The organism is Paraburkholderia phosphatilytica, assembly GCF_003443895.1.
Taxonomy (GTDB): Bacteria; Pseudomonadota; Gammaproteobacteria; order Burkholderiales; family Burkholderiaceae; genus Paraburkholderia; species Paraburkholderia phosphatilytica.
On record NZ_QQOA01000002.1, the window covers coordinates 58,428 to 82,919 of the forward strand.

Consider the following 24,492-nt stretch of genomic DNA (forward strand, 5'->3'; position numbering starts at 1 on the left):
CGCCCGCTATGCAGGCGTCGAAGCATGATCAAAAGCATTCGAGGCTGCTGAGGGTGCCCGACAGCACGCCGACACAGTCGCGCTTGTCCGCCACGCGTGCGATCACGCGGGGACGTACGGCCGGTTTCGGTGCGGCGGCGGGCGCGGGCTGGCCGAACAGCGTGAGCTTGGTTGCGCCATCGGTGGTTTGCGTCGCGCTGTCCACCTGATTGCGCAGCACGAGCGACAGCGTGCCGACGCTGCGCGCGAGATCGAGTTCTTCCGCCTGGGCAGGGGTCACTTCGAGCGTCACCGCGTTGACGACCTTCGGCTTGGTCTCGTCGCGGCCCACTTCCTGTGCGACCGCGAGCACGAGAATCTTTTCGAGCACGATCTTCGAGATCGTCTCTTCCTTGTCGGACTTCTCGTTACCCTTGTCCTTCTGCGTGCTGACGATGATGTCGACATAGTTGCCCGGCAGCGCGAAGCCCGCGACGCCGATCACGTCGTTGACCCGCACCGTGATCGCGCGGTGCCCTTCCTCGATCACCGCCGACAGCCCGCCCTGGGTGCCGACCGGGCTCAGCTTGCCCTCGAGGATCGGCTCGCCGCGCAGCGCGGTCGTCTTGAGCACGCGACCTTCGAGCTTGTCCTCGCTCGTGAACGCACCCGGCGGCACGCTGCCCGCCGGCCAGTCGACCATCTTGATGAACTCCGGATTGAGCCGCTGGCCGAGATTCACGTCGATCGCGGCGACCGCCACTTTCTCGGTGGTGCCCGACGAACGGTCGACGATCCAACGCGACGCCATCGCCACACCGACGAGACCCGCGATGGCCGCGATCAGCAGCATCAGCAGTGCGCGTGCATTTTTCATGATTGCCCTCTCCTCTATCCCCGAATCGTTCTTCGCCCGTCAGAGCGGCATGCCGAATGGCACACCTGCCGTCTGCAGAGCCATTCCACCCACCGTTCCCAGTGCAATCGCCACTGCGAACGGCAACGAACCGACGCTGGCCCCGTCGCCTGCTTTCTGTTCCTGATGTGCCGCGCTGACGCGGCCGATGCACGCGCACAGCATGCTGCCGAGATTCGCGAGCGCCGGCTTCACTTTCCTGCCGGCCACAATCGCCGCGAGCGACCAGATTCCGCCGACGATGAACGTCAGCAGCGCGATGCGGAACGCGACCGCCGCGCCGGTGAGCGCGCCGACCGCGGCCATCAGCTTCACGTCGCCCGCGCCCATCGCGCGCAGCAGATACATCGGCAGCAGGAAGCCGCCGCCGGTCAGCAGACCGCTCCACCACGCATGGAAACCTTCGCCCCAACCGTGCAGCCAGCACTGCACCGGCAACGCGATCGCCACCGCCGTCAGCACCAGCGCGTTCGGGATGCGGCGCGCGCGCAGATCCGTCCACGACGCTGCGACCACGAGCGCCAGCAGGCACAAGCCGACCGGAAATTGCAGAGCGTTCATCGCGTCCCCCGACACTGTTCGCAGCGTTGCGCAAGGCACACGCTGTCGCTTCCCGTTGCCGGCCCCTGTTGTATCGAGCCGGCGTGCTGTTCTTTGCTATCCGGCCAGCAGTGTCGACTGCCGCTCCGGTTTGATCCGGATGGAACTGCCCCGCTGACGAAGCAGTTCCAATCCGCGGCCTTAAGCCGCCGCAGCCTGCGCGTTCGTCAGAGACGCGCCAATCGAGTTGAACATCGCCTGCAACGCCGGACTCCCCACGGTGAGACCTGCCACGATCACGAGCGACAGGAATCCTGCGATCAGCCCGTACTCCATGGCCGTTACGCCGTTTTCTTCCTTGACAAGGTCAAGGATCATCTGTGTGAATTGCATCTCCGTACTCCTTCGAGCAGTCAACGCATACGGTCGACAGACAGTCCCCGCGACGGGTGCCGTGCCCTTCCGCAGCCCTCGACTGCCGCGGTCGCGGGAACCATCCGCCCGTTCTGCCTGAGCGGCAGATCAGGCCGCGGTCATCGCCGCCTGCGCGGCAGCAAGCTGGGCACCGATGGAGTTGAAGATGGCCTTAAGCGCCGGGCCACCCACAGTAAGACCGGCCACGATCACGAGCGACAGGAAGCCGGCGATCATGCCGTATTCCATGGCCGTTACACCGCTGTCATCACGGGCGAATGCGCGAATCGATTGAGCGACTTTCATATCTGTACTCCTTAAGAAAGGTTGAAGAACTTCGATTTTTTTCCCCTGCGAAAACCTCGATCGCGGTCTGCGCCGCCCCTCGCTGTTCCCGGACTTCGCCACGCACCGTCATGCGGACCGATACGTGACGAAGTTTTCACGCGACGAGGGGTGAATTCCCCGTCAACCCTGCGTCACCTGAAACCTGTCTGCCCGAAGGCGCCCTGCAAAAAAGTCTTACCAAACGATGTGTTCGACGGAACATAGCGCTCTGACTCGCTTCGTGAAACCTGGACTCCGTACGGGTTGCTAACGATCCAACGCGTTCCGTATGCGCCGGTTTCCTGTTCGCCGCAGCTGGAAGCGTTGCTTTGTCGTTCGGTCTACGCTTCGCTGTTGTGCTACCCGTTCACGTCGGCCACATCGGCCTTCGTTGCGCCGGGTATTTGCAACGTGTGTGCCACTGCGGCGCAAATCCTTGTGCGACAAGGGTTTCAGCGAAGGCAGCACGAACGCGCAACGACGCAGCTCGCAGCAGGCGTTGCATCGGCTATACATGAATTCGGGCGACGCCGGGCACGACGCGCCCGGCGCGCGAGCACGACATCGAAGCGGTTGCGATTTGCGCGAGGCGCGCCGCCATTCGCTCTTCGCATGTGTGCCGACGATTTGCGCGAGTGAGCGCGACGATGATCGACGGATCGTGCGGCAGAGGAAAACGTGTCGCAAAGCTGAGACGCGTCGCCGGGGAATGTCGAAGCGCATGCGCCGCATGGAAAACACCTACGCGTGATGCACATTTCATCTCGCGGTCGAACAGGAATCGCTTCCACTGCGCATTCGTTCGTCGAACGGTTGGGGTAAGCCCGCATGTTTTGCACATCGATAGTGCAGCGCTGCTTCTTCACGATGCGTCGAGCGAGCACTGTATTCTCATTCGCAGACTAATGGTTGGTAGAACTACGATGTGCCAATCAAGTAACACACACGCGGCGCCGTTAAACAAGACAGACGCAAAACGTTTCGATCGATGTTCGTTGATGCTGTTTGCGCGTGCGAGGAAACCCGAATGTTGCGATTTGTCCCTTGTCGATTTCGCGTGCTTTGCCGTATGTTGAGAGACAGGTGCTCAACGAAGCACTCGCCGAAAATTTAAAAATCCGGCAATGCAGACCAATAGTCGTACCAGTGGAACACATCGATTCACAGGGGGCCCCCATGATGAACATTCATCCGACGAGACGCGCCGTGCCGCGCCATGCTGATCGATAGCAAATCGTACGAACGATATGCGATGACCAATCCGTACGTACAACCAACAGATCGGGGGATGCATGAGCAGCATCTGTGCATCGGGCGCGCCGTCGCGCGCCATAGTTCATCTTTCGTCCGCCCATAACGACCGCGAGCAGGCATTGCTCGCGGATGCCGGCTGGCGCGTCGAACGCGTGTGTTCGCTCGCGGAGTTGCGCAGCAGGTTCGGACGCGCCGCGTTTCCGGTTGGCCTCGTCGATCTCCCGAAGGAATGTCCGGCGGAATATCTGCACAAGTTCGTCGAGTCGATGGAAGACACCGACACCGTCTGGATCGCGCACGTGATGCCCGGACAGACCGAGGACGAATCGATCCGGCGCTTCATCCTCGAGCACTGCTTCGATTTCGTCACGGCTCCGTGCGCGGAGGAACGTCTGACGTTCGCACTCGGCCACGCGTATGGTCTGTCGACGCTACGCCGCTCGCATGCCGCGCCGGATACCGCCATCGGCAAGCACGGGATGATCGGCGAGTGCGACGCGATGCTGCGGCTCTATCGCGAGATAGAACGGTGTGCGCCGTGCGACGCGCCCGTGTTCATTTCCGGCGAGTCAGGCACCGGTAAGGAACTGGCGGCCCTGGCGATTCACACGCTCTCGTCGCGCGCGACACGCCCGCACGTCGCAATAAACTGCGCCGCCGTTCCTGCCACGCTGCTGCAGTCGGAACTGTTCGGCCATGAACGCGGCGCGTTCACGGGCGCGGCGCAACGCAAGATCGGACGTGTCGAGGCAGCGCATGGCGGCACGCTGTTTCTCGACGAGATCGGCGACATGCCCATCGAGTGCCAGGCCGTGTTGCTGCGCTTCCTGCAGGAAGGCACGATCGAGCGTCTGGGCGGAACCGAATCGATCAAGGTGGACGTGCGGATCATTTCGGCGACGCACGTGGATCTCGACGCGGCCGTGCGCAACGGACGGTTCCGTGCCGACCTCTATCACCGTCTTTGCGTGTTGCGGCTCAAGGCGCCGCCGCTGCGCGAACGCGGCAGCGACATCAAGCTGCTCGCCAGCTACGCGCTGTCGATGTTCCGGCAGGACAACGCGCGCAGGATTCGCGGCTTCCGGACGGATGCGATCGGCGCGCTGTGCAATTACGCGTGGCCGGGCAACGTGCGCGAGCTGCTCAACTGCGTGCGGCGTGCGATCGTGATGGCCGATGGCCGGTTCATCACGGCAGGCGACCTTGGACTTCCGGATGCTTCGCCATCGCGTGGACTGACGCTCGCCGAAGTGCGCGCGCGCGCGGAGATCGGCGCGATCGACGACGCGTTGCGCCGGCATGGGCACAATCTCTCGGGTGCGGCGGCGGATCTGGGTGTGTCGCGCGCGACGCTTTACCGGATCATGAATGGCGGGCGCGCGCAGAATGATGCGGCGGATTCGGTGTCGTAGGGTGTGGACGGCGTTGGGTCAGGCGACGCTACTGACTGACCCGGGTTGCGCGATAAAACGCCCCGTCCTGAGTAAAGACAATGCTTTTTCCTGAGCGGAACACGTAGCCGCAGGGATCAGCGTCCAGCACCAGCGTGCGAGCTGGCAGGTGGGCGTCCTTTGGGCCGACTTTATATTCTTGCAGGAGAATCGATGCCGTGGCCTTGCTGGCAACCCGCATGTTGTCCGCCCTGCAATCGTCGTCTTCAACTTTCATCCCACTCTTGCTGATCACCACGTGCTGACCGATCAGACCACGCAGCTGGTCTTCTCCAACCGACACTTCGCTGTATCCAACGATCGAATCGACGCTCCATGTTCCATAGAAGCTGAACGGATCTGAAGTTGCAGCAAGCGTGCTCGACGCTGCCAGGCCGAAAAAACAGCGCTGCGAAAGTGTTCCTCATGGTGTCACCCGAAACGGTGCGGATTCGACCCGACGACGGTTCAATAGGTCTGCGTTCATTCGAGGCGGCCCGGAAACGCGCCGACTGCAGTCATTCGCGCCCAAATCCCACATTGTCACAGTGCCTCCATGCCTCGTCCAGCATCGTCAAACCTTCCACGGCCCCTCGTGCCAATCCCACGCCCCGGCTCGACGGAATGCCACAGTCTCGTGGGTTGATCCGGATAACGCGAGCGCCATTGCGCTCGCTAAATGCCCGAACAGTGGGGATCGTTTTCCCGGCACCGATCTCCACCACAACCGGTCTATCGACCACAGACAACCATGCACGCAACCGGGCTTCCTGGTACTCCGTGCGCAGAGCAATCCAGTCGTAGTCACCGAACATCACGATGTTCGGGCGCGCGAGCGCACCACAGTGGGGGCAGCGCGGAAGTTCGCTGACGAGTTCGCACCGCGTTTCATCGACGATCGGCTGCACGTCATCAGCGGCCCACAGCAGGTCACAGCAGACCTCCGCACACTGCAGAACGTGAATCGAGCCGTGACACTCCGCAATCAGGCCGTCATCAAAACCGGCCTTCTGAAACTGACCATCTACGTTGCTGGTGAAGACAGCCGACCCGTGTGACATGCTGGCAGCCCACTCGCGCAGTATCTGAAATCCCCGATGCGGAGCAGTCTGACGATAGAGGTTAAGTCGATGCCCGTAAACCCCCCAGCAAAGCGCGGGGTGAGTAAAGAGTGCTCGTGGGTTTGCCATGTCCTGAAAGGTGAGCAAATGATTCTTCAGCGCCGGATAGGCGCGCCAAAATCCGTCTGCGCCACGAAAATCAGGCAAGCCCGACTCGACACTCATCCCGGCGCCCGCCGTCACGATCAGGCCATCTGCCTCGCGTAGCCATGTTGCGGCTCGCTTCAGTTTTTCGCGCTCTTCCATTCTATAAACCTGCGGGTTCTATCCCAATGCGCTACAGCCAGACCGTGAATCGCGTTCCCCGTGTCAGGCTGCTGACAGTCAATCGCCAGTCGTGCGTCAACGCGATTTCCCTGCATATCGCGAGTCCCAACCCGGCACCATCGTACCCCGCACCCGGCGCCCGCCAGAACCGTTCGAACAGAAACGGAAGATGGTCCTTCTGGATGCCAGGGCCGTCGTCGGAAATCTCGATGGATGCGGTGTTCACCGCCAGCGACACGACGCCATTTCCATGCGACGCGTTGATCGCGTTCTCGACGATGTTCTTGAGCAGAATGAACAATGCGCCCGGGTCCGCCCAGATGGGCATCGGCGACCCGCGCTCTTCGACATGCAGCTTCACCTGTCTGGCGTCGGCCTTGCGTGCGAGATACGTGACGACATCCTGCGCCACGTCGATGCCGCTCACTTCGACGAAGTTGAAATTCTGCGCCTCGCTGACTTCAGCGAGATGCAACAGCTGCCTCACTTGCCGCGACATCAGATCGATCTCGCGAAACATCAGGTCCTTTTCGCCGACATCCGGCTGCAACTCGATCTGACCGCGAATCAAGGTCAGCGGGGTTTGAAGCTCGTGCGCGGCAGCCGCGAGAAATTGCTGCTGAACCGTAAATCCGTTTTCCAGCCGTCCTAGCGCCTCGTTGAAGGCATCGATCAACGGTTTGATTTCGCTTGGGACGCCAACGGTCGAGAGGCGGGTTTTCAGATGACGTGGCGTGATGTGCGCAGCCGCACTGGATGCATCGCGCAATGGCTTGAGCGCCCGCCGCAGCGAAAACGGCAGCACCAGCCCAAAAATCGCGATCGCGAGAAGAAAGATCACGCGCACGATTGCCGGTATCGGCTTCATCTTCAGCCCCACCAGCGCTTCGACGAAACGCGCGCTCGTCGCGGTTTCCACGTAGAACACCGACTGATTCCGCGTCACACGCTGCGTCGCGACCGAAAACCGCCTGCCGTCGATCGCCACATACCCCATTTTGCCGACGGCCTCCTCGGGATTGGCCGCGAGCCACGGCCCATCTTTCTCCGCGCCTGTCGACGACAGCAGCACGCGTCCTTGCCCGTCGAGCACGCGGTATTTGAGTTCGGTGGCCGCCACCTGGAACATCCACGCTTCGCGCTCCGACAGCTTGACCGAGACGGGCACACCCGCGTCGCTGAAGACGATTCCGCCCACGACCTTGTGCACGTATTCCGCCTGCTCGCGCCGCCCGATGGTCTCCTCCGGAAAATGGGGAATCAGGTAGTTGGCCAGCCCGCCCAGCACCGCCAGGCTGACCGCCAGCGCGACGACTGTCGTCGCCCATAGTCTTATCGACAGACTGTGAATCCAGTGCTTGAACATGAGGTCTTCATTCTCCGCCGAAGATCGGGCGCCGCAGCCCGATCGCAAACCGTCGTTTCATGCACGCTCCGGCTACCGGATGGAGGCGATTGCGGATTCCGACGTCGGTTCGAGGGCAAAACCCGAACCGCGAAGATTGACGAGACGCGCGTTGGCGCGGATGGCCGCAAGCTTCTTGCGCAGGCGATGCACAGTCACTTCCAGCGCATTGGGTGTGACCGCTTCGCCGAATCCCCACGCGGCGTGTTCGAGTGCGCCATGCCGGACCGTGCGGCCGGCCGCTTCGATCAGGCACAGCATGACCTGCAGTTCAGCTGGCGCGAGCAATGCCGACAACTCGCTGCAGCGCATTTCGCGGGTACCGGGATCGATCGTCACGCCGGCAAACGACGCCACCAGCGCAGTCAGCGCTACAGGCCGGCGCATCAAGGTGCGGACGCGCGCCACGAGCTCGCTCATCGCAAACGGCTTCGTTACGTAGTCGTCCGCGCCGCTTTCGAGGCCGTCGACGCGGTCGCGCAGCGCATCGCGGGCGGTCAGAATCAGGCATGGCGTCATCCGCCCTGCCGCGCGCAACGTGCGCAGGAAGCTCAACCCATCGCCATCCGGCAAGCCGCGGTCGATGATCAGCACCGCGTAATCGGCGCGGCTCACGCCCAGCGTCGCCTCGGAGACGCTGCGAAACAGATCCGCCTCGACGCCCACGCCCGCGAGCGCACGTCGCACCATGTCGGCAAGCCGTTCGTGATCCTCGACAATGGCAACGCGAGACATGACGCCGTCCTTACTTGAACTGGTAGTTGTAGCCGATTCTGACTTCCGGAATGAACCGCTTGCCGACGAGCGGACTGTCGGTGACGCCGCTGCCGAGATGCGACACGCCGACGTCCAGCAGCACGCGCTGATGCGCCGTCAACCGGTAGTCGACCCGCGTTCCGAGCGACACATTCCACGTGGCGGTGCCGGTGTACGCCGGGCGGTCCGATCGCGCTTCTGACGGGCGAACGCCGTAATAGTAGTTGACGTACTGGCTGCTAAGCCAGTCGATTCCCACGTGCGGCGTGATTGAAAACTGGCCGAGTCCGAAGGACTTGCTGTAGTCCAGACCGGCGCGTTCGCCCTTGTTGCCGCCCAGCAGGAAGTCGCCGGAAAGCGTTCCGTACGCAGTGTGCCACGCGAGCGCGGGACCATACCAGAACGCGCCGTTGCGATTCTCCATGCCGTTCAGGATCGGGGCGTCGGACTGGCGGTAGCCGTCGGCGAGCGAATACCTGCCGCGCAGCGCCACGCTCACTCCGCTCCAGTCGCCGATCTTCAGGTCGACCGTGGTGCCGATGAGATGCACCCATTTATCGTCGAAAGACACCAGCGGGAATGGCATGACCTGCATGCCATCGCCCTTGTAGGGCGACTCCCGCAGCCCGACGCCCGCGCCAAGTCCCCAGTGCGTCACATTGGTCGCATCGTTCAGGATGGTCAGGCCGGAATTCCCGGCATCGGGCTGGTCGGAACCGCCTTCCCCCTCTGCCCGCGCCGCGCCGGACGACAATGCAATCGATGTGATGGTCACGAACAGCGGCAACAAGCGCAGGGGCTTCATTTTCACGTGGGCTTCCCAGAGAGTCGGTAGATAGAACGACAGCGACTCTATAGGCGTTCGACTTACCGGTTACTTACCGGTCAAAAGAACCTTTGGGAGAACCTTCAGGAAAGCCCACCAACCGCCCGAACAACCCATCGTCGCCCATCTGCCCGCCCTTCAGCATCAGTTCGAGCCCATCGAAGCGATCGTCGTCGGCGAGACAGCGCACCAGCGACACGCCACTTCCAAGCCGACCGATATGCTGCAATCCCCAGCCCCCGAGCGCCTGCACGGCGAAGCTGGACGTATCGCCGCCGGCGATGCCCACGCGCCGCACGGAAGGCACGCGTCGAAGCAGCCGCACGAGCATCGCGCCCGTCGCCAGCGCTGCGTGTCGTGGGCTCAGCCCGCTCGGCCCTGATACGACGGGCGGCGTAGTCTGGATCAACAGATGCCGTCCATCGCCGAGCACGCGCTCGGCCGTTTCGATGACTGCGTCGGCGTCGCGCTCCGGATCGAAGCTCAGGTAGTCGAACACGCTGCTGCTCGCGTCGACCTGACGCGCGGTGACCGGTGACTGACTGCCGCACAGCACCAGCACCGGTCCCTGCGGTGCATCGATGCTAGCCGCCTCCGACGCCGCTGAACATATCTCACTCTCACGCCAGCACGCGATCAGCGCCTGTGCGACGCTGCTCGCGCCCAGCGCCAGCACCGGTTGTTCACGCGTCGCCTTTTGCCACAACGCGCGGCCGATTGAGCCCAGCTGTGCGGCCTCCGTGACGTCGAACAGCATCCGTGCACCGGCAAGCTGCAGCTCGCCGGCATCGCCATAGCGCCGGAAATCGGTCAGCCCGATCTCCGCCATGCCCTGCGCCTGCAGATGCGCGCGCAGGTCCGCCTCGTGCATCGGCGTGACGGGATGACGGCTCATCGTCGGGTGTCGGTCGATCCGGAATGCCGCCTCGCCGCCCGCTGTCGCGAACAGCTGGCCAAACGCGCAGTAGCGCCCGAGGCTCGGCTGACCACCGACGATGCCGACCCACGGCGCGCCAAGCGGCTCGCCAAGAACCTCCAGCGCAACCGCGAGATTGCCGACGTGCGGCGCGCTATCGAAGGTCGAGCAGCACTTGTACTGCACCACCGGCGCGCCCAGTGATGCAAGGAACCGCGCGACCGGCCGCAGTTCGTCGCGCATCGAGGCCGGGTCCATCGAACGCGCCGCGCCCGCCACGCCGATCGCATCGAGCGGCCCGCATTGCGCGACGCGCGCAGCGGTCGGCACGCCGAGAAACAGCAGCGCGCGCAGCCCGGCTTCGGCGAGCGTCGCGAGGGTGTCGCTCGCGCCTGTGAAGTCGTCGCCGTAGTACGCGAGTCGCGGTGGTGGCAACGAAGCCGACGCCGCGTCAGCCATGCGCGTTCCCGAAGAACGACAACGCGTCGGCGAGCGCGGGAGCGTGGGTCGCATACGCGTCGAGCGTCTCACCCCCCTGCGTAGCCTGCCACGCGTCGCGCAGACTGCGGATGCCCGCCGCCGGGCCGCCAGGGTGCGCGAGAATGCCACCGCCGCACATGAACAGCAGATCGCCCGACGGCACGGCAGCGATCGTCTCGGGCAACGTTCCCGCCCACTGCCCCGACGAAAACGCCGGCATCACCCGGTCGGCGAGATCCCGCGGATCGGCGAGCGGCGTCAGGCAATCCTGCGCGGACGACACGACTTCGTCGTTGGGTTGCGAAAACTTGCCGTTCAACCCGTGCACGTGCATGTGATCGACGCCCGCGAGGCGCCACAGCAACTGGTACGCCTGAAACGCGATGCCGAGGCCGGGGTGCCGCGAAAACATGCCGAAGCCGTTGCGATGCCCGTGAATCGCGAGGCCGGTCCGTCGGCGCAGCGACTGCACCGACGAAAATCCGCACCAGTTGAGGCTCACCATCGCGCAGGCGCCCTCCTCACGTTCGATCAGCTCGGCGTGCCGGAGCATCGCATCGTGTTCGTCCGTGATATTGAAGGCCACGATCACCGCCTTGCCCGAACGGTCGCGCCAGCGCCGCACGACGTCCATTACGGCCGGCACGCGTTGGCCGATCGGCGCATGCACGGGGTTCGCACAGACTTCGTCATCCTTGATGAAATCGATGCCGGCCTCGCACAGCCGGGCGACGAGCGCCGCCGTTTCGTCGGCATGCAGCCCGACGTTCGGCTTGATGATCGTGCCGAACAACGGCCCTCCGGCGACGCCGGCCAGACGCCGGGTGCCGGCCGCGCCATGTTTCGGCCGGTCGAAGCGCGCGCGGAACGACGCCGGGATCTCGATGTGCTCGAGCCGCACGCCGGTCGTCTCGCCGAGGTCGTAGAGATTGCCCGCGAGGGTCGCGGCAAGTGTAGGCAGGTTGTCGCCGAAGTTCGCGATGGGAAAGTCGACTTCCACCAGTGCCTGCCGCCAGGGGCCACTCGCGCCGCGGCGCTCGAGGTAAGCGCTAGGCAAACCCGGCGCCGCCGCTTCGCCCACCACGTCGACACGGTGCACCGTCGCGCCGCTGCGTGCCTGCAACGCTTCGCTCTCGCCGTGTACGCGCACGAAGGTTCCGCTGCTCTGCTCGCCCGCGAGCACCTCCGCAACGCGGGCGGGATCCAGCGGCGTTTCGATCCGGTAACGGGCACGCACCGTAGTCATAGGCTCGCGAGCTCCGGAAACGGACGGACCGGGTCGCTGCCGTCCCAACCCCGGGATGACTGACGAATCATGTCGAACAGACGTCCCTTCGGACCCGCAACTTCCGACAGTTCGATCACCGCGCCAGGGTGCAGGCCGGGATGCCCGTCCCGTTCCGCGAAATATACGAAGCGCCCTTTTTCGCCGACTTCGCCGCTCATCAGCACCTCGAAGCCGGCTGCGCGAGCGCGCGCGAGATCGGCGTCGAAGTCTTTGGTCCAGTACGCGAAGTGCTGCGCGCCGACGTGGCCGGCCTGCTGGAAATCGCGGTACATCGACGGCACGGCGTTGCGCGTTTGCAGCAGTTCGATCTGCAGCCCGCCCGAATTCGCGAGCGCGACGGAATTGTGCGGCTCGTAGCGCTGACCGCGGTAGCGGTAGTTCTCGATCGGCACCCGCGGGTTGTAGAACCACGGGCCCACGCCGAGCGTATTGGCCCAGTAGTCCATCGACGCTTCGATGTCGGGCACGAGGTAGGCGACCTGGCGCACCGCGCCAAAGAATCGGCTCATAATGCTTCGAACTCCTTTCAATGAAGCAGACAGGTCGAGATCCACGGAACGGCGGTAATCAGCACAAGTCCGGCGATCAATGCGGCGAGGTAACCCCAGATGTGGCGGAGGCCCTCCGCCGGGTCGACGCGGCTGATCGCGCACGCGGTGTAATAACCGACGCCGAACGGCGGCGAGAACAGCCCCACGCCCATCGAGAGCACCACGACGATCGCATAGTAGATCTCGTTGACGCCCACCGCGCGGGCGATCGGGAACATCAGCGGGCCGAACAGCACGATAGCGGGAATGCCTTCCAGCACACTGCCGAGCACCATGAACGCAATCACAGAGCAGGCCATGAAGTCCGCCTTGCCGCCCGGCAGCGACGACGCGGCGTGCGCGATGTCCTGCGCGAAGCCGGACTGGGTCAACGCCCACGCCATCGCGGTCGCGGAGCCGATGATGAACACGATCGCGCCGGACAGCGCCGCCGTTTCGATCAGCATCGCGGGCAGCCGGCGCGCGTCGAACTTCCGGTAGATCAGCAGGCCGACCAGCACCGACCACGCGATGCCGATGGTCGACACCTCGGTGGCGGTGGCCACGCCTTCCACCACTGCCGCGCGGATCAGGAACGGCAGCACGAGCGACGGCAGCGCGAACACGAACGCCCTGCCGATCTCTTTACGCGCGACAGGCGCAGCATCGCCGTGATCGCTGCCGCGGTAACGCCACCAGATCACCGCGCACAGCACGAGGCCCAGCAACAGCCCCGGCAGCACGCCCGCCGTGAACAGCGCGGAAATCGACACGCCCGTCACGGAGCCGACGGTGATCAGCACGATCGATGGCGGGATCGTCTCGGTCTGCGCACCCGCGGTAGAGAGCAGCGCGACGAGCTCGCCGGGCTTGGTGCCGCGCGCCTTCATCTCCGGAAACAGCACGGGCGCGATCGCGGCCATATCGGCCGCTTTCGATCCCGAGATGCCCGAGACCAGATACATCGCACAGACCAGCACGTACGACATGCCGCCGCGCACGCGCCCGAGCACGCTCGCGAGAAACCGCACCATCGCGCTCGCCATGCCGGTCATCTCGATCAGCAGGCCGAGGAACACGAACAGCGGGATGGCGAGCAGGATCAGGTGCGACATGCCCTCGTCCATGCGCCCGACGAGCACGCTCATCGGCGTGGTCGTAGTCAACGCGAGAAAGCCGAAGGTGGCGAGCGCGAACGCGAACGCGATCGGGATGCCGCCGAACACGCTGGCGCCGACCACGCCGACGAAGAAGATCAGCAGATTGAGCTTGCCGAGCGGCGCGAGCAGCGGACCCAGCGCCCAGAACGCGGCGATGATCGCGCCCACCGCGACCAGCGACACGACGATGTCGCGCACGCGGCATACGCGCGCGAGGCGCAGCACGCTGACCAGCAGCATCAGCCCGATGCCGACGGGCAGCGCCGACGCGCGCCACGCGTCGCTGATCTGCAGCGCGGGCGTGGTGACGATCGCCTGGTCGCTCGTGTACTGGTAGGCCGGATACGCGACCAGTACCAGAAACGCGAGCGCCGCCGTCATCGCGATGCAGTCCATGCTGGCGCGCGCCGACGGCCCGAGCCGCGCCACCAGCGCCGTCATCCGCATATGCTCGCCGCGCCGCAACGCGACCACCGCGCCTAGCATCGACAGCCACAGAAAGCACATGCCGGCCACTTCGTCGGACCACACGAGCGGGCTGTTGAACACGTAGCGCGCGACGATCCCCCAGAACAGCACGACGATTTCGGCGAGCACCAGCACGGCCGCGGCATACTCGGTGAGCGCGCCGACCGCGACTTCGATGCGATCGAGCACGCCCCGCGTGGCATGCGAACGTTCTGTGGATAGCGGCGGCGTTGCCACGTGTTCGGCGTTCATCACGCGACCTTGCCCGCGTAGGTTTCGAGCAGCGCCCACGCGTCGTCGCCGAACTTGCCTTTCCATTGCGCGTAGAAGCCCGCCTTGCGCAGTGCGTCGCGGAACGATTCGGCGGGCGCCGGGTTGAAAGCGAGACCGTCCTTAGCCAGTTGCGCCTGCAGGCCATCGTTGAGCTTGCGGACGTCGGCGCGCTGCTGCATGCCGGCTTCGTTGAAGGCACGCGACACGATCGTCTTCAGATCGGCCGGCAATGCGTCCCACGAGCGGCCGTTGACGACGAAGTGATAGCCGTCCCAGCTGTGGTTGGTCAGCGAGCAGTATTTCTGCACTTCGTACAGCTTGGCCGTCTGCACGATCGCGAGCGGATTCTCCTGCGCGTCGACGACCTTCGTCTGCAGCGCGGAATACACCTCGCTGAACTGCAGGCTCGTCGGCGCCGCGGACAACGACTTGAACAGCGAGATGCCCATCGCGCTGACCGGCACGCGGATCTTCATGTTGACGAGGTCCGCCGCGCTCTGTACCGGTTTCGTGCTCGTCGTGATCTGCCGGAAGCCGTTGTCCCACATCTTTTCGAACGTGTGAAGACCGGCGTTCGCGAAGGTCGCGCGGATGTGATCGCCCAGCTTGCCGTCGACCGCGGCCCACACCTGGTCGTAGCTCTGGAACGCGAAGCCGACCGCCGTGATCGCGCTGACCGGCGCGATCGGCGCGATCACCATCGTGCCCGGCGTGAACATGTCGATACCGCCGCTGCGCACCTGCGCGAGCATGTCGGTATCGCCGCCCAGCTGGTTGTTCGGAAAGATGTTGATGACCACGCGGCCGTTGCTCTCCTGCTCGACCCGCTTCGCCGCCTGCTGCGTGCGAATGTTGAGCGGATGCGAGGTGGGCAGGTTGTTGCCGTACTTAAGTGTGAACTGCGGCGCCTGGGCCGCGCGCGCCGCGGCAGGCAATATCAGGCCGGCGGCGCCCGCCACCGGCACAGCGGCAAGCGAGCGCAGTACGGCGCGGCGGCGGGGATCGGGGCGATCTGCGGAATCCTTCACTGCTGTCTCCTTGGTTATGTCTCGCGCCTCGTTGGACGCTCGATGTGTCGGGTGCACCTGGATTCTCTTTTAGCGTCGTCCCGACCCGACGTCAATTGACGGTGTTGATGGTTTTTGAGGTCTCCAATCAACCGCAGCGGGCATGCATCCCGCCGTCGACGAACAGTTCGACGCCGTTGATATAGCGGGCGTCGTCCGATGCGAGAAACACCGCCGCGCGCGCGACGTCCCAGCCGTCGCCCATGCGTCCCGTCGGCGAAAGCTTGTTGCGCGCAGCCACCATTTCCGCATGATCGTTGTAGAAGCCCGAGATCTGCTGGTAGATGTGCGGCGTGTCCATCACGCCGGGCAGGATGCAGTTCGCGCGAATGCCGCGCGCCGCGTACTGCAGCGCGACGCTCTGCGTGAAGCTGTTGACCGCGCCTTTCGACGCCGCATACGCGCAGTATGCGTAGCCGGTCCAGCGCACGCCGCCCAGCGCGCCGATATTGACGATCGCGCCGCTGCCCTGCTGCTCCATGATGGGCAGCACGCATTTGCTGGTCAGGAACATGCTCTTGACGTTGACCGTCATCACGCGGTCCCACGTCGCTTCGTCCGTTTCGACCGGGCCGCCTTGCGACGTGATGCCGACGTTGTTGTGCAGCACGTCGATCCGGCCGTAGGTTTCCAGCGCCGCGGCGACCGCGGCCTGCACCTCGGCAAGCGACACGACGTCCGCCGCCACGCCGATCGCGTCGCCGCCCACGCCGGCGATGATCTCCGCGGTGACCTGCGCGGCCGCGCGTTGCCGGTCCACGCACACCACGCGCGCGCCCGCTTCCGCATAGGCGACCGCCGCCGCCTTGCCGTTGCCCCAGCCATCGCCGACCGAGCCGGCGCCGAACACGATCGCCACGCGTCCGTCGAGCTTGCCCTTCTGTTCCGTGCCCATCCTGTCTCCACGCTGTGAAAATCACGCGACCAACGTTAAGATGTGCGCGTCCTGTCGTCAAATCCACAAAATGATGTTTTTTGATGCTCCATCATGAGGCGAGTCTCTTACCTGCCGCGCTCTGAATCTTCCACATCGGCCGCATCGACGTCCGTCGCGGATGCAACCGTCATCGCGTCGCGGCCGCGTATCGACGACGTGGCGCGCGTGGCCAGCTGCTCGACCGCCACGGTGGACCGCGTGCTGAACCAGCGCGGCGGCGTGCGCGGCATGACGGCCGAACGCGTGCTGAGCGCGGCGCGGCAGCTTGGGTATGTGCCGCAGGACGCGTCGATCGCGAGCGTGCTGGCCGAACCGATGCGGCTGTCGTTCCTGCTGCCGTCCGGCACCAACCGCTATCTGCACATGCTCGCCGATTCGATCAACCGGGGCAGCGACCTGATCAAGCCGTACAACGTGCGGTGCCGCTGCCATACGACCGAAGGCTTCGATCCGCACGCGCTGGCGGCCGCGCTGCTCAAGCTCGCGCGTCACAGCGACGGCATCGCGTTCATGCCGCTCGAACATCCGGTGGTGCGCGAAGCGGCGAACGAACTCGACGCCCGCGGCGTGCCGATCGTCACGCTGATTTCCGATCTCACGCATTCGCATCGCGCGGCCTTCGTCGGAATGGACAATCGCGCGGCCGGGCGAACAGCCGGATTGCTGCTCAGCCGCTTCATCGCGGCACCGCCCGAGCGCGAGTGCAAGATCGCGCTGTTCGCGGGTTCGCTCGCGTATCGCGGCCATGAGGAACGGGAGATGGGGTTCCGCCACTTCCTGCGCGAGCACTTTCCGGGCGCGCACGTGGTCGGCCTGCGGGAGGGTTACGACGACGCGCAGAGCAACTATCTGCAGGCGCGGCAGCTGTTGAGCGAGCATCCGGACCTGGCGGGAATCTACAACGTCGGCGGCGCGTCCGACGGCATCGCGCGCGCGATGGCCGAAGCCGGCCGCGCGCGCAACGTCGTGCTGATCGCGCACGGACTCACGCCCGATACGCGCGCGCTGCTGATCGACGGCACCATCGACGCCGTCATCAATATCTATCCGCAAACGCTGGTGCTCAATACCGTGCGCGTGTTCACGAATCTGCGCGACGGGCGGCCGGCGCTGAATGGCGTGGAGCCCGCGCGGATCAATATCGTGCTGGCGGAGAATTTGCCTTGACGGGCGCTACACGAACGACGATCGTTCTGGACGACGATCTGGTCTCTCGCGCCCAGGATTACACCGGATTGAGCGATATGTCCGAACTTGTGCGCGAAGCGCTGAAGGCGCTTGTCGAACGCGAAGCCGCACGCAGGCTCGCCGCCTTGGGTGGCACCCAACCGGGCATCTCGGCCGCACGTCGGCGGAAATGATCGCCGACGCGCTCGCCCTGACCTCTGGAGCGCGAGTTGCTGTCTGAGTGACGAACTCAGTTCGCCCACCAGCGATCACGACCAACCCGTCATGCTTCGCTCTATCCGCGCACGTCGACGCCCCAATCCGACGCTCATCGGCACGCTGAATGACGCGTTGATGACGCGTCAGGCGTCGCCGCGGACAGTCTTCCCTCCGCAACAAGGCAAAATACGGGTTTCGACGCTCGGCGCGCGGCCACTCTGCCGCGCTGTCACGCTCAAACCCGGTGCGCGCATGGCGCCCATGCGCGCCGCACGACCCACGCCGATCAGGAGCGATCTTTTCATGACCGAATCCAGACTGTCGCTGACGGGCAGGCTTTCGCTTGCATTCAGCACCTTCTTCAGCATTCTCGGCGACGGCGGGTTCGCCGCCGACGTGCTGCGCCTGAAGCGCGGCACCATTCCGCCGCAAGCCGAAGCGCCCGCACCCGCAGCTGCGCCTGTCAAACCCGCACCAGCACCCGTGCCCGCCCCGACGCTCCGCGAAGCCGGCCCCGACGCCGCGCTGCAACTGCTCGGCCTGCTGCAACGTGGCGGCCGCTTCGTCGACTTCCTCGAGGAAAACATCGCGAACTACGCGGACGCCGACATCGGCGCGGCTGCGCGCCTCGTCCACGACGGCTGCCGCGCGACGCTGCGCGAGCATTTCACCATTCGCCCGGTGCGCGACGAAACCGAAGGCACGCGCGTGACGATCGCCGAAGGCTTCGACGCCACCGCGATCCGTCTGACGGGCAACGTGGTCGGCAAGCCGCCGTTCAACGGCAGCATCAGCCACCGCGGCTGGCGCGTCACCGACGTGCGGCTGCCGAAGCTCACGCAAAGCCATGACGCGGCCGTGATCGCGCCTGCGGAGGTGGAACTATGAGCGAGCCGCGTTATTCGATCGGTATCGACCTCGGCACCACGCACAGCGCGCTGTCGTACGTCGACCTCGCCGCGAGCGACGGAGACAAGACCACGCAGCACGTGATGCCGATCGCGCAGCTGACCACGCCCGGCGCGATCGCCGAGCTCGATCTGCTGCCGTCGTTCCTGTATCTGCCGCACGCCGATGAACTGAAGCCTGGCGACCTCGCGCTGCCGTGGACTGGCGAGCGCGACTTCGCGGTCGGCGAAATGGCGCGCAGCCGAGGCGCGGGCACGCCGATCCGGCTCGTGTCGAGCGCGAAAAGCTGGCTGTGCCATCCGGGCGTCGACCGTCGCGCGACGATCCTGCCGTCGGATGCGCCGCCCGAAGTCGCGCGCGTGTCGCCGCTCGATGCGTCGGTCCGCTATCTGACGCATCTGCGCGAAGCGTGGAACCACGCACATCCCGATGCGCCGTTCGACCAGCAGCACGTGACGGTAACGATTCCCGCGTCGTTCGATCCGGCCGCGCGCGAGCTGACCGCCGAAGCCGCGAGCGTCGCGGGTTACGGCGCGATGACGCTGCTCGAAGAGCCGCAGGCCGCGCTCTACAGCTGGATCGAGAAAAGCACCGGCGGCTGGCGCAAGTCGGTGAAGGTCGGTGACGTGATTCTCGTCGTCGACGTGGGCGGCGGCACGACCGACCTGTCGCTGATCGCCGTGATCGAACGCGACGGCAATCTCGAACTGCATCGCGTCGCGGTCGGCGATCACATCCTGCTCGGCGGCGACAACATGGACCTCGCGCTCGCGCACGTGGTCGCGCGCAAGCTCGCGTCGCAGGGCACCCAGGCCGATCCGTGGCAGCTGCGTGCCCTCACCTACGCGTGCCGCAGCGCGAAGGAAACGCTGCTGTCCGATCCGTCGGTGGAGACCGTGCCGCTCGTCGTGCCGAGCCGCGGCTCGAAGCTGATCGGCGGGTCGATCCGCACCGAGCTGACGCGCGCGGAGCTCACGCAGATCATCCTCGAAGGCTTCTTCCCGCCGGTGGATTCGGCCGCGCGTCCGGTGAGCCGCGCGCGCACCGGCCTAACGCAGCTCGGTCTGCCGTATGCGCAGGACGCGGGCATCACGCGCCATCTCGCCGCGTTCCTCGGCCGCCAGGTCGGCGCGCTCGCGGAACTCGACGGCATGCATGGCTCGTCGGCTGCGCCGTTCGAAACCAACTCGACGTTCCTGCACCCGACCGCCGTGCTGTTTAACGGCGGCGTGTTCAAGTCGCCGTTGCTGGTGGAGCGGCTGATGACGACGCTCAATGGCTGGCTGCAGGCGGACGGCGGCGAGCCGGCGCGGCTGCTCGAAGGCGCGGACCTTGATCTCGCGGTCGCACGCGGCGCGGCGTACTACGGCTTCGTGAAGCGCGGCCGCGGCGTGCGGATTCGCGGCGGCACCGCGCGTTCGTACTACGTCGCGATCGAATCGGCGATGCCGGCCGTGCCCGGCATGGAGCCGCCCGTGTCCGCGCTGTGCGTCGCGCCGTTCGGCATGGAGGAAGGCACCGATGCGCCGTTGCCGGAGCAGGAGTTCGGCCTCGTCGTCGGCGAGCCGGTGCGTTTTCGTTTCTTCGGCTCGTCGGTGCGGCGCCAGGACCAGGTGGGCACGATGCTTGACTACTGGTCTGCGGACGAATTGCAAGAGCTCGACGAGATCGAGGCATCGCTGCCCGCCGAGGGCCGCGGCACCGGCGAAGTGGTCCCCGTGCGGCTGCACGCGCGCGTGACCGAAGCCGGCACGCTGGAACTCGAAGCGATCCCGCGCGGCACGGACGAACGCTGGAAGGTCGAGTTCGACGTGCGCGGCGGCGCGGGCGGCGCTAGCGACATGTGAGCGCGCTTCGCCGATGAAACGCTATACGGTCGGCATCGACCTCGGTACCAGCAACACGGTCGTTGCGTACGCAGCGGCCGGCTCGACGGACATGCGCGTGTTCGACGTCGAGCAGCTGGTCGCGCCCGGCCAGGTCGGCGCGCAGCCGCTGCTGCCGTCGGTGCGCTATCACCCGGCGGCGGGCGAGCTGAATCCGGGCGACCTGCAGCCGCCGTGGCACGCGCAGCAGCAGGACCACCGCGTGCCGGGCGATCTGCCTGCGTCCGTAGGCGGCCAGCTCGCGCGCGCGCTCGGCGCGCAGGTGCCGGGGCGCTTCGTGACGAGCGCGAAAAGCTGGCTGTCGCATCCGTCGGTGGACCGGCTCGCGCCGGTCCTGCCGTGGGGCGCGCCCGACGACGTCGCAAAGGTGTCGCCGGTGGTGGCGAGCGCGAGCTATCTCGCGCACGTGCGGGCCGCGTGGAACGCGCGCTTTCCCGATGCGCCGCTCGAACGCCAGGACGTGGTGCTCACAGTGCCTGCATCGTTCGATGAAGGCGCGCGCGCGTTGACGCTCGAAGCGGCGAAGCTCGCGCGTCTGCCCGCGTTGCGGCTGCTGGAAGAACCGCAGGCCGCGCTTTACGACTGGCTGTTCGAGCGCCGCGATGAACTCGCGATGGCGCTTGCTACGACGCAGCTCGTGCTGATCTGCGACGTGGGCGGCGGCACCACCGATCTCACGCTGATCAAGGTGCAGATCGACGCCGACGGCACGCCGCGGCTGACGCGTATCGGCGTCGGGAATCACCTGATGCTCGGCGGCGACAACATGGACCTCGCGCTCGCGCGGCTCGTGGAATCGCGGCTCGTGCAGGGGCAGCAGGCGGCGCAAGGAACGCGAGGCACGCAGGAACCGGCGCGGCTTTCGGCGGCGAGTCTTGCGCAGCTCGTCGAGCGCTGCCGGGTAGCGAAGGAGCAGCTGCTCGCATCGGATGCGCCCGCATCGGTCGCGATCACCGTGCTTGGCGCGGGGTCGAGGCTCGTCGGCGGCGCGCGCACGACGCATCTCTCACGCGACGAAGTGGCACAGGTGGTTGTCGACGGTTTCTTTCCGCAGGTCGCGGCCGATGATCTGCCGCGACGTTCGCGCGCGGCGATCGTCGAATTCGGGCTGCCGTATGCGAGCGATCCCGCGGTCACCCGGCACGTGGCGGCGTTTCTCTCACGGCACGTGGCGCAGTCGCGCGAAGCGCTTGGCGCGACTGGCGATGGTGGTGCGTTGACTGTGCCCGATACGCTGCTGCTGAACGGCGGCGTGTTTCGCGCACACGCGCTGACCGCGAGGCTCGCCGATACCTTGAGCACATGGCGCGGCACACCGCTCAACGTGCTCAACAACGAACGCCCGGACGTCGCGGTCGCACGCGGCGCGGTCGCCTATGGTCTGGCGCGCGCGGGCACTGCGCCGCGGATTGGCGGCGGCTCGGCGCGCAGCTATTTTCTGGTGCTCGAAGACGATCAAGGCGTGTGCCTGCTGCCGCGCGGCACCGAAGAAGGCCACGACGTGCATCTCGACGAGCGCGTGTTCGCGCTGCGCCTCGGTCAGCCGGTGCGCTTCCCGCTTGTCTCCACGGTCGCCGACACCGCGTTTCGCGCGGGCGAACTCACCGATCTGTCGGACGGCGACTTCGTGCGGCTGCCGCCGCTCGCCACCGTCGTGCAACGGCAGCACGCGAGCGACAAAGATGAACGCGCGGTGCGGCTGACCGCATCGATGACCGAGGTCGGCACGCTGGAGATGACCTGCATCGCAATCGACGATCCGTCGCAACGCTGGAAGCTGCAGTTCGAGCTAAGGCGCGACGAGGCATCGTCGGATTCGAAGCAAGAGGAAACGCAGTCAAATGCATCGCTCGCGCATGCAATCGAACTGATCGAGCGCTCGTTCGGCGCGCGCGCCGCGGAGGTCGCGCCGGGTGAGATCAAGCGGTTGCGCGCGCAGCTGGAGCAGACGCTCGGTCCGCGCGATCAATGGGACCTCGCGCAGCTGCGCGCATTGTTCGACGCGCTGTGGGAACGCGCGAAACGCCGACGCCGCTCGGCGGATCACGAGCGCCTGTGGCTCAACCTCGCGGGCTTCTGCGCGCGGCCGGGCTTCGGCCATCCGCTCGACGAATGGCGCGTCGGCGAACTGTGGACGATCTTCGACGACGGCATCCAATACATCCATGAAAGCCGCGTGTGGTCGGAATGGTGGACGCTGTGGCGCCGCGCGGCCGGCGGTCTGAGCGAAGACGCGCAGCTGCAATTGCTCGACGCGATGGACTTCCTGCAGGCGGCCAGCATCAAGAAACGCAAGCTGCCGTTCGATCCGGCGAAGGTCGGCTATGCGGACATGATCCGTGTGCAGGCGTCGCTCGAACGGATTCCGGTGGAGCGCAAGATCGAGCTCGCCACGCAGTTGTTCGAGCGCCTGCGCAAGCCGTCAGAACATGCGCAGACGTGGTGGGCGATCGGCCGCATCGGCGCGCGCATGCCGTTCTACGGCAGCGCGCATCGCGTCGTGCCGCCGGAGGTCGCGCTGAGCTGGCTCGACCAGGTGCTCGAACTCGACTGGAAGAAGGTCGAACCCGCCGCGTTCGCCGCGGTGCAGCTCGCGCGGCTGACCGGCGACCGCTCGCGCGATCTGCCCGACGACGCGCGCGAGGCCGTCGCGAAGCGTCTCGCGACGCTCGGCGCCGCGCCGGTGTGGATCACGATGCTGCGCGAAGTGGTGGAGCTCGAAGCGGCGGACAGCGGGCGCGTGTTCGGCGAGTCTTTGCCGGCGGGGCTCAAATTGATCGACGCCGCTTAGCGTCTGTCGCTACGGGCAGCCGCACGAATTGCGGATCACAAAGTGCGGATCCAGCCGCACGATTCTCGGCTCGCCGTGCGCGGATTCGATGCGGCTCTTCAGCAACTCGGCCGCGGTCCGGCCGATCGCGTGATACGGCTGCGCCATCGCGGTGAGACGCGGCTCGAACGCGTCGGCCCACGCGAAATCGTCGAAGCCCGCCACCGCGAGATCAGCCGGCACACGCAGGCCGATCTCCCGCACCGCGAGCATGATGCCGACGGTAGTCAGGTCGTTGCCGCCGATCATCGCGGTCACCGGCTTCGCGGCCGTGATCATGCGCACCGCCGCTTCGGTGGCGGTGGTCAATTCGTTGTGGCCGATCGAGATGCACGCTTCGTCGATGGTCAGGCCATGCATGCGCAGGCCGTCGCGAAAGCCTTCCACCCGCTCCTGCGCGGTCGTGAAGCTGGCCGGCCCGCCAATGAAGCCGATGCGCTTATGCCCATGCCCGACGATATGGCTGACGATCGCCGCGAGCGAGCGGCGGCCTTCCACCGCGACGCCATCGAGCGCGACGTCCGGCAGCCGGTCGACCATCACGGTGGGAATGTGCCGCTCGCGCAGGTACGTAAGCGACGCGTTGCCGGGCCCGCAGGCCGGCGCGATGATCAGGCCGTCCACGCGCCGCTTGTGCAGCTCGGCGACCATCTTCAGTTCGTACTCCGGATCGTCGCGGGTATTGGCGAGCAGCACCATCATGCCGGCCCGCTCGCATTCTTCTTCGATCGCATTGATCGCGTCGGCGAAGTAGCAGTTCTTCGTCGATGAAATCGCGAGGCCGATGGTGTTCGTGGTGGAGCGCGCGAGCGCCCGCGCCAGCGTGTTGGGCGTGTAGTTGACTTCGCGCATCGCGTTCTGCACCGCGAGCGTCGTCTCCGCACTGACGAAGCGCGTGCCGTTCAGCACATGGGAAACCGTCGAGGTCGCCACGCCTGCCACGCGCGCGACATCAGCGAGCGTCGCCATCTCCCCCTCCTCTTTTGCTGCGCGTTTACTACATGCGCCAGGACATTCGCAGAACGCCGATGGATCACCCGCGTACTGGTGCCGGATGCCCGCGAATGCGATCTTCCGGCAAGCGGTACTTGCGTGCATATAAGGGTAAACAGGGCAAGGCAAGCGCT

Annotated in this window: 22 protein-coding genes; 6 read left to right on the forward strand and 16 right to left on the reverse strand. The window is 65.7% G+C overall.

The features are described from left to right. Window positions 1-28: 28 nt before the first annotated feature. The 4 genes from cpaB to DVS29_RS02085 form a co-directional block, all read right to left on the reverse strand. Window positions 29-856, reverse strand: a complete 828-nt coding sequence (gene cpaB / locus DVS29_RS02070) for a Flp pilus assembly protein CpaB (RefSeq protein WP_118178787.1) — start codon at window positions 854-856, stop codon at window positions 29-31. A 39-nt stretch (window positions 857-895) separates the two neighbouring features. Beyond that, the gene (locus DVS29_RS02075; protein WP_118178788.1) at window positions 896-1,456 is read right to left on the reverse strand and encodes an A24 family peptidase; all 561 of its coding nucleotides are present in this window, start codon (window positions 1,454-1,456) and stop codon (window positions 896-898) included. 180 nt (window positions 1,457-1,636) lie between these two features. Further along, on the reverse strand, window positions 1,637-1,828 hold the full coding sequence (locus tag DVS29_RS02080; RefSeq protein ID WP_240655426.1) for a Flp family type IVb pilin: 192 nt from the start codon (window positions 1,826-1,828) through the stop codon (window positions 1,637-1,639). 129 nt (window positions 1,829-1,957) lie between these two features. Then, window positions 1,958-2,155 (reverse strand): Flp family type IVb pilin, encoded by a 198-nt coding sequence (locus DVS29_RS02085; RefSeq protein WP_118178789.1) that lies wholly within the window; start codon window positions 2,153-2,155, stop codon window positions 1,958-1,960. Window positions 2,156-3,468: 1,313 nt separating this feature from the next. Here DVS29_RS02085 and DVS29_RS02090 point away from each other — a divergent pair. Beyond that, window positions 3,469-4,842, forward strand: a complete 1,374-nt coding sequence (locus DVS29_RS02090; RefSeq protein WP_118178790.1) for a sigma-54 dependent transcriptional regulator — start codon at window positions 3,469-3,471, stop codon at window positions 4,840-4,842. A gap of 28 nt (window positions 4,843-4,870) precedes the next feature. Here DVS29_RS02090 and DVS29_RS02095 read toward each other — a convergent pair whose 3' ends face one another. The 11 genes from DVS29_RS02095 to DVS29_RS02145 form a co-directional block, all read right to left on the reverse strand. Then, entirely contained in the window at window positions 4,871-5,098 is a 228-nt protein-coding gene (locus DVS29_RS02095) for a hypothetical protein (protein WP_124800585.1), read from the reverse strand. 280 nt (window positions 5,099-5,378) lie between these two features. Beyond that, on the reverse strand, window positions 5,379-6,227 hold the full coding sequence (locus tag DVS29_RS02100) for an SIR2 family NAD-dependent protein deacylase (protein ID WP_118178792.1): 849 nt from the start codon (window positions 6,225-6,227) through the stop codon (window positions 5,379-5,381). 31 nt (window positions 6,228-6,258) lie between these two features. Continuing rightward, window positions 6,259-7,614: a sensor histidine kinase gene (locus DVS29_RS02105; RefSeq protein WP_118178793.1), complete on the reverse strand. Its 1,356-nt coding sequence runs from the start codon at window positions 7,612-7,614 to the stop codon at window positions 6,259-6,261. Window positions 7,615-7,686: 72 nt separating this feature from the next. Further along, window positions 7,687-8,388, reverse strand: a complete 702-nt coding sequence (locus DVS29_RS02110; RefSeq protein ID WP_118178794.1) for a response regulator transcription factor — start codon at window positions 8,386-8,388, stop codon at window positions 7,687-7,689. Between the two features lie 10 nt (window positions 8,389-8,398). Further along, entirely contained in the window at window positions 8,399-9,214 is an 816-nt protein-coding gene (locus DVS29_RS02115) for a MipA/OmpV family protein (protein WP_118178795.1), read from the reverse strand. Window positions 9,215-9,287: 73 nt separating this feature from the next. Continuing rightward, a complete protein-coding gene (locus DVS29_RS02120; protein WP_118178796.1) occupies window positions 9,288-10,610 on the reverse strand; it encodes a four-carbon acid sugar kinase family protein in 1,323 nt (440 codons plus the stop codon). Further along, the gene (locus tag DVS29_RS02125) at window positions 10,603-11,877 is read right to left on the reverse strand and encodes a ribulose-bisphosphate carboxylase large subunit family protein (RefSeq protein WP_118178797.1); all 1,275 of its coding nucleotides are present in this window, start codon (window positions 11,875-11,877) and stop codon (window positions 10,603-10,605) included. Before DVS29_RS02125 ends, DVS29_RS02120 begins: the two co-directional genes overlap by 8 nt. Beyond that, window positions 11,874-12,428 carry a VOC family protein gene (locus tag DVS29_RS02130; RefSeq protein WP_118178798.1) on the reverse strand — a complete coding sequence of 185 codons (555 nt, stop codon included), beginning with the start codon at window positions 12,426-12,428 and terminating at the stop codon, window positions 11,874-11,876. Before DVS29_RS02130 ends, DVS29_RS02125 begins: the two co-directional genes overlap by 4 nt. Window positions 12,429-12,445: 17 nt before the next feature. Beyond that, window positions 12,446-14,329: a TRAP transporter large permease gene (locus tag DVS29_RS02135; protein ID WP_118178799.1), complete on the reverse strand. Its 1,884-nt coding sequence runs from the start codon at window positions 14,327-14,329 to the stop codon at window positions 12,446-12,448. Then, window positions 14,329-15,378 (reverse strand): TRAP transporter substrate-binding protein, encoded by a 1,050-nt coding sequence (locus DVS29_RS02140; protein ID WP_118178800.1) that lies wholly within the window; start codon window positions 15,376-15,378, stop codon window positions 14,329-14,331. Before DVS29_RS02140 ends, DVS29_RS02135 begins: the two co-directional genes overlap by 1 nt. Before the next feature lie 127 nt (window positions 15,379-15,505). Next, window positions 15,506-16,312 (reverse strand): SDR family NAD(P)-dependent oxidoreductase, encoded by an 807-nt coding sequence (locus tag DVS29_RS02145; RefSeq protein WP_118178801.1) that lies wholly within the window; start codon window positions 16,310-16,312, stop codon window positions 15,506-15,508. A 93-nt stretch (window positions 16,313-16,405) separates the two neighbouring features. On the opposite strand from DVS29_RS02145, the gene DVS29_RS02150 reads away from it, so the two are divergent. The 5 genes from DVS29_RS02150 to DVS29_RS02170 all read left to right on the forward strand — a co-directional run bounded on the left by DVS29_RS02150 (window position 16,406) and on the right by DVS29_RS02170 (window position 23,326). Beyond that, window positions 16,406-17,521 carry a LacI family DNA-binding transcriptional regulator gene (locus tag DVS29_RS02150; RefSeq protein WP_118178802.1) on the forward strand — a complete coding sequence of 372 codons (1,116 nt, stop codon included), beginning with the start codon at window positions 16,406-16,408 and terminating at the stop codon, window positions 17,519-17,521. Then, the gene (locus DVS29_RS02155) at window positions 17,518-17,715 is read left to right on the forward strand and encodes a type II toxin-antitoxin system VapB family antitoxin (protein ID WP_118178803.1); all 198 of its coding nucleotides are present in this window, start codon (window positions 17,518-17,520) and stop codon (window positions 17,713-17,715) included. Before DVS29_RS02150 ends, DVS29_RS02155 begins: the two co-directional genes overlap by 4 nt. Before the next feature lie 328 nt (window positions 17,716-18,043). Further along, window positions 18,044-18,628, forward strand: coding sequence for a DUF2760 domain-containing protein (locus DVS29_RS02160; protein ID WP_118178804.1), 585 nt, complete (start codon window positions 18,044-18,046; stop codon window positions 18,626-18,628). After that, entirely contained in the window at window positions 18,625-20,496 is a 1,872-nt protein-coding gene (locus DVS29_RS02165; RefSeq protein WP_118178805.1) for an Hsp70 family protein, read from the forward strand. Before DVS29_RS02160 ends, DVS29_RS02165 begins: the two co-directional genes overlap by 4 nt. A gap of 13 nt (window positions 20,497-20,509) precedes the next feature. Then, window positions 20,510-23,326 carry an Hsp70 family protein gene (locus DVS29_RS02170; protein ID WP_118178806.1) on the forward strand — a complete coding sequence of 939 codons (2,817 nt, stop codon included), beginning with the start codon at window positions 20,510-20,512 and terminating at the stop codon, window positions 23,324-23,326. A gap of 9 nt (window positions 23,327-23,335) precedes the next feature. On the opposite strand, the gene DVS29_RS02175 is transcribed toward DVS29_RS02170, so the two are convergent. Then, window positions 23,336-24,334, reverse strand: a complete 999-nt coding sequence (locus DVS29_RS02175; RefSeq protein ID WP_118178807.1) for a LacI family DNA-binding transcriptional regulator — start codon at window positions 24,332-24,334, stop codon at window positions 23,336-23,338. Between the last annotated feature and the right edge of the window lie 158 nt (window positions 24,335-24,492).

Bases quoted from the DNA above. Each gene is read 5' to 3' on its own strand.
- cpaB (WP_118178787.1), bottom strand. From the start codon at position 856: ATGAAAAATGCACGCGCACTGCTGATGCTGCTGATCGCGGCCATCGCG.
- DVS29_RS02075 (WP_118178788.1), bottom strand. From the start codon at position 1,456: ATGAACGCTCTGCAATTTCCGGTCGGCTTGTGCCTGCTGGCGCTCGTG.
- DVS29_RS02080 (WP_240655426.1), bottom strand. From the start codon at position 1,828: ATGCAATTCACACAGATGATCCTTGACCTTGTCAAGGAAGAAAACGGC.
- DVS29_RS02085 (WP_118178789.1), bottom strand. From the start codon at position 2,155: ATGAAAGTCGCTCAATCGATTCGCGCATTCGCCCGTGATGACAGCGGT.
- DVS29_RS02090 (WP_118178790.1), top strand. From the start codon at position 3,469: ATGAGCAGCATCTGTGCATCGGGCGCGCCGTCGCGCGCCATAGTTCAT.
- DVS29_RS02095 (WP_124800585.1), bottom strand. From the start codon at position 5,098: ATGAAAGTTGAAGACGACGATTGCAGGGCGGACAACATGCGGGTTGCC.
- DVS29_RS02100 (WP_118178792.1), bottom strand. From the start codon at position 6,227: ATGGAAGAGCGCGAAAAACTGAAGCGAGCCGCAACATGGCTACGCGAG.
- DVS29_RS02105 (WP_118178793.1), bottom strand. From the start codon at position 7,614: ATGTTCAAGCACTGGATTCACAGTCTGTCGATAAGACTATGGGCGACG.
- DVS29_RS02110 (WP_118178794.1), bottom strand. From the start codon at position 8,388: ATGTCTCGCGTTGCCATTGTCGAGGATCACGAACGGCTTGCCGACATG.
- DVS29_RS02115 (WP_118178795.1), bottom strand. From the start codon at position 9,214: ATGAAGCCCCTGCGCTTGTTGCCGCTGTTCGTGACCATCACATCGATT.
- DVS29_RS02120 (WP_118178796.1), bottom strand. From the start codon at position 10,610: ATGGCTGACGCGGCGTCGGCTTCGTTGCCACCACCGCGACTCGCGTAC.
- DVS29_RS02125 (WP_118178797.1), bottom strand. From the start codon at position 11,877: ATGACTACGGTGCGTGCCCGTTACCGGATCGAAACGCCGCTGGATCCC.
- DVS29_RS02130 (WP_118178798.1), bottom strand. From the start codon at position 12,428: ATGAGCCGATTCTTTGGCGCGGTGCGCCAGGTCGCCTACCTCGTGCCC.
- DVS29_RS02135 (WP_118178799.1), bottom strand. From the start codon at position 14,329: ATGAACGCCGAACACGTGGCAACGCCGCCGCTATCCACAGAACGTTCG.
- DVS29_RS02145 (WP_118178801.1), bottom strand. From the start codon at position 16,312: ATGGGCACGGAACAGAAGGGCAAGCTCGACGGACGCGTGGCGATCGTG.
- DVS29_RS02150 (WP_118178802.1), top strand. From the start codon at position 16,406: ATGAGGCGAGTCTCTTACCTGCCGCGCTCTGAATCTTCCACATCGGCC.
- DVS29_RS02160 (WP_118178804.1), top strand. From the start codon at position 18,044: ATGACCGAATCCAGACTGTCGCTGACGGGCAGGCTTTCGCTTGCATTC.
- DVS29_RS02165 (WP_118178805.1), top strand. From the start codon at position 18,625: ATGAGCGAGCCGCGTTATTCGATCGGTATCGACCTCGGCACCACGCAC.
- DVS29_RS02170 (WP_118178806.1), top strand. From the start codon at position 20,510: ATGAAACGCTATACGGTCGGCATCGACCTCGGTACCAGCAACACGGTC.
- DVS29_RS02175 (WP_118178807.1), bottom strand. From the start codon at position 24,334: ATGGCGACGCTCGCTGATGTCGCGCGCGTGGCAGGCGTGGCGACCTCG.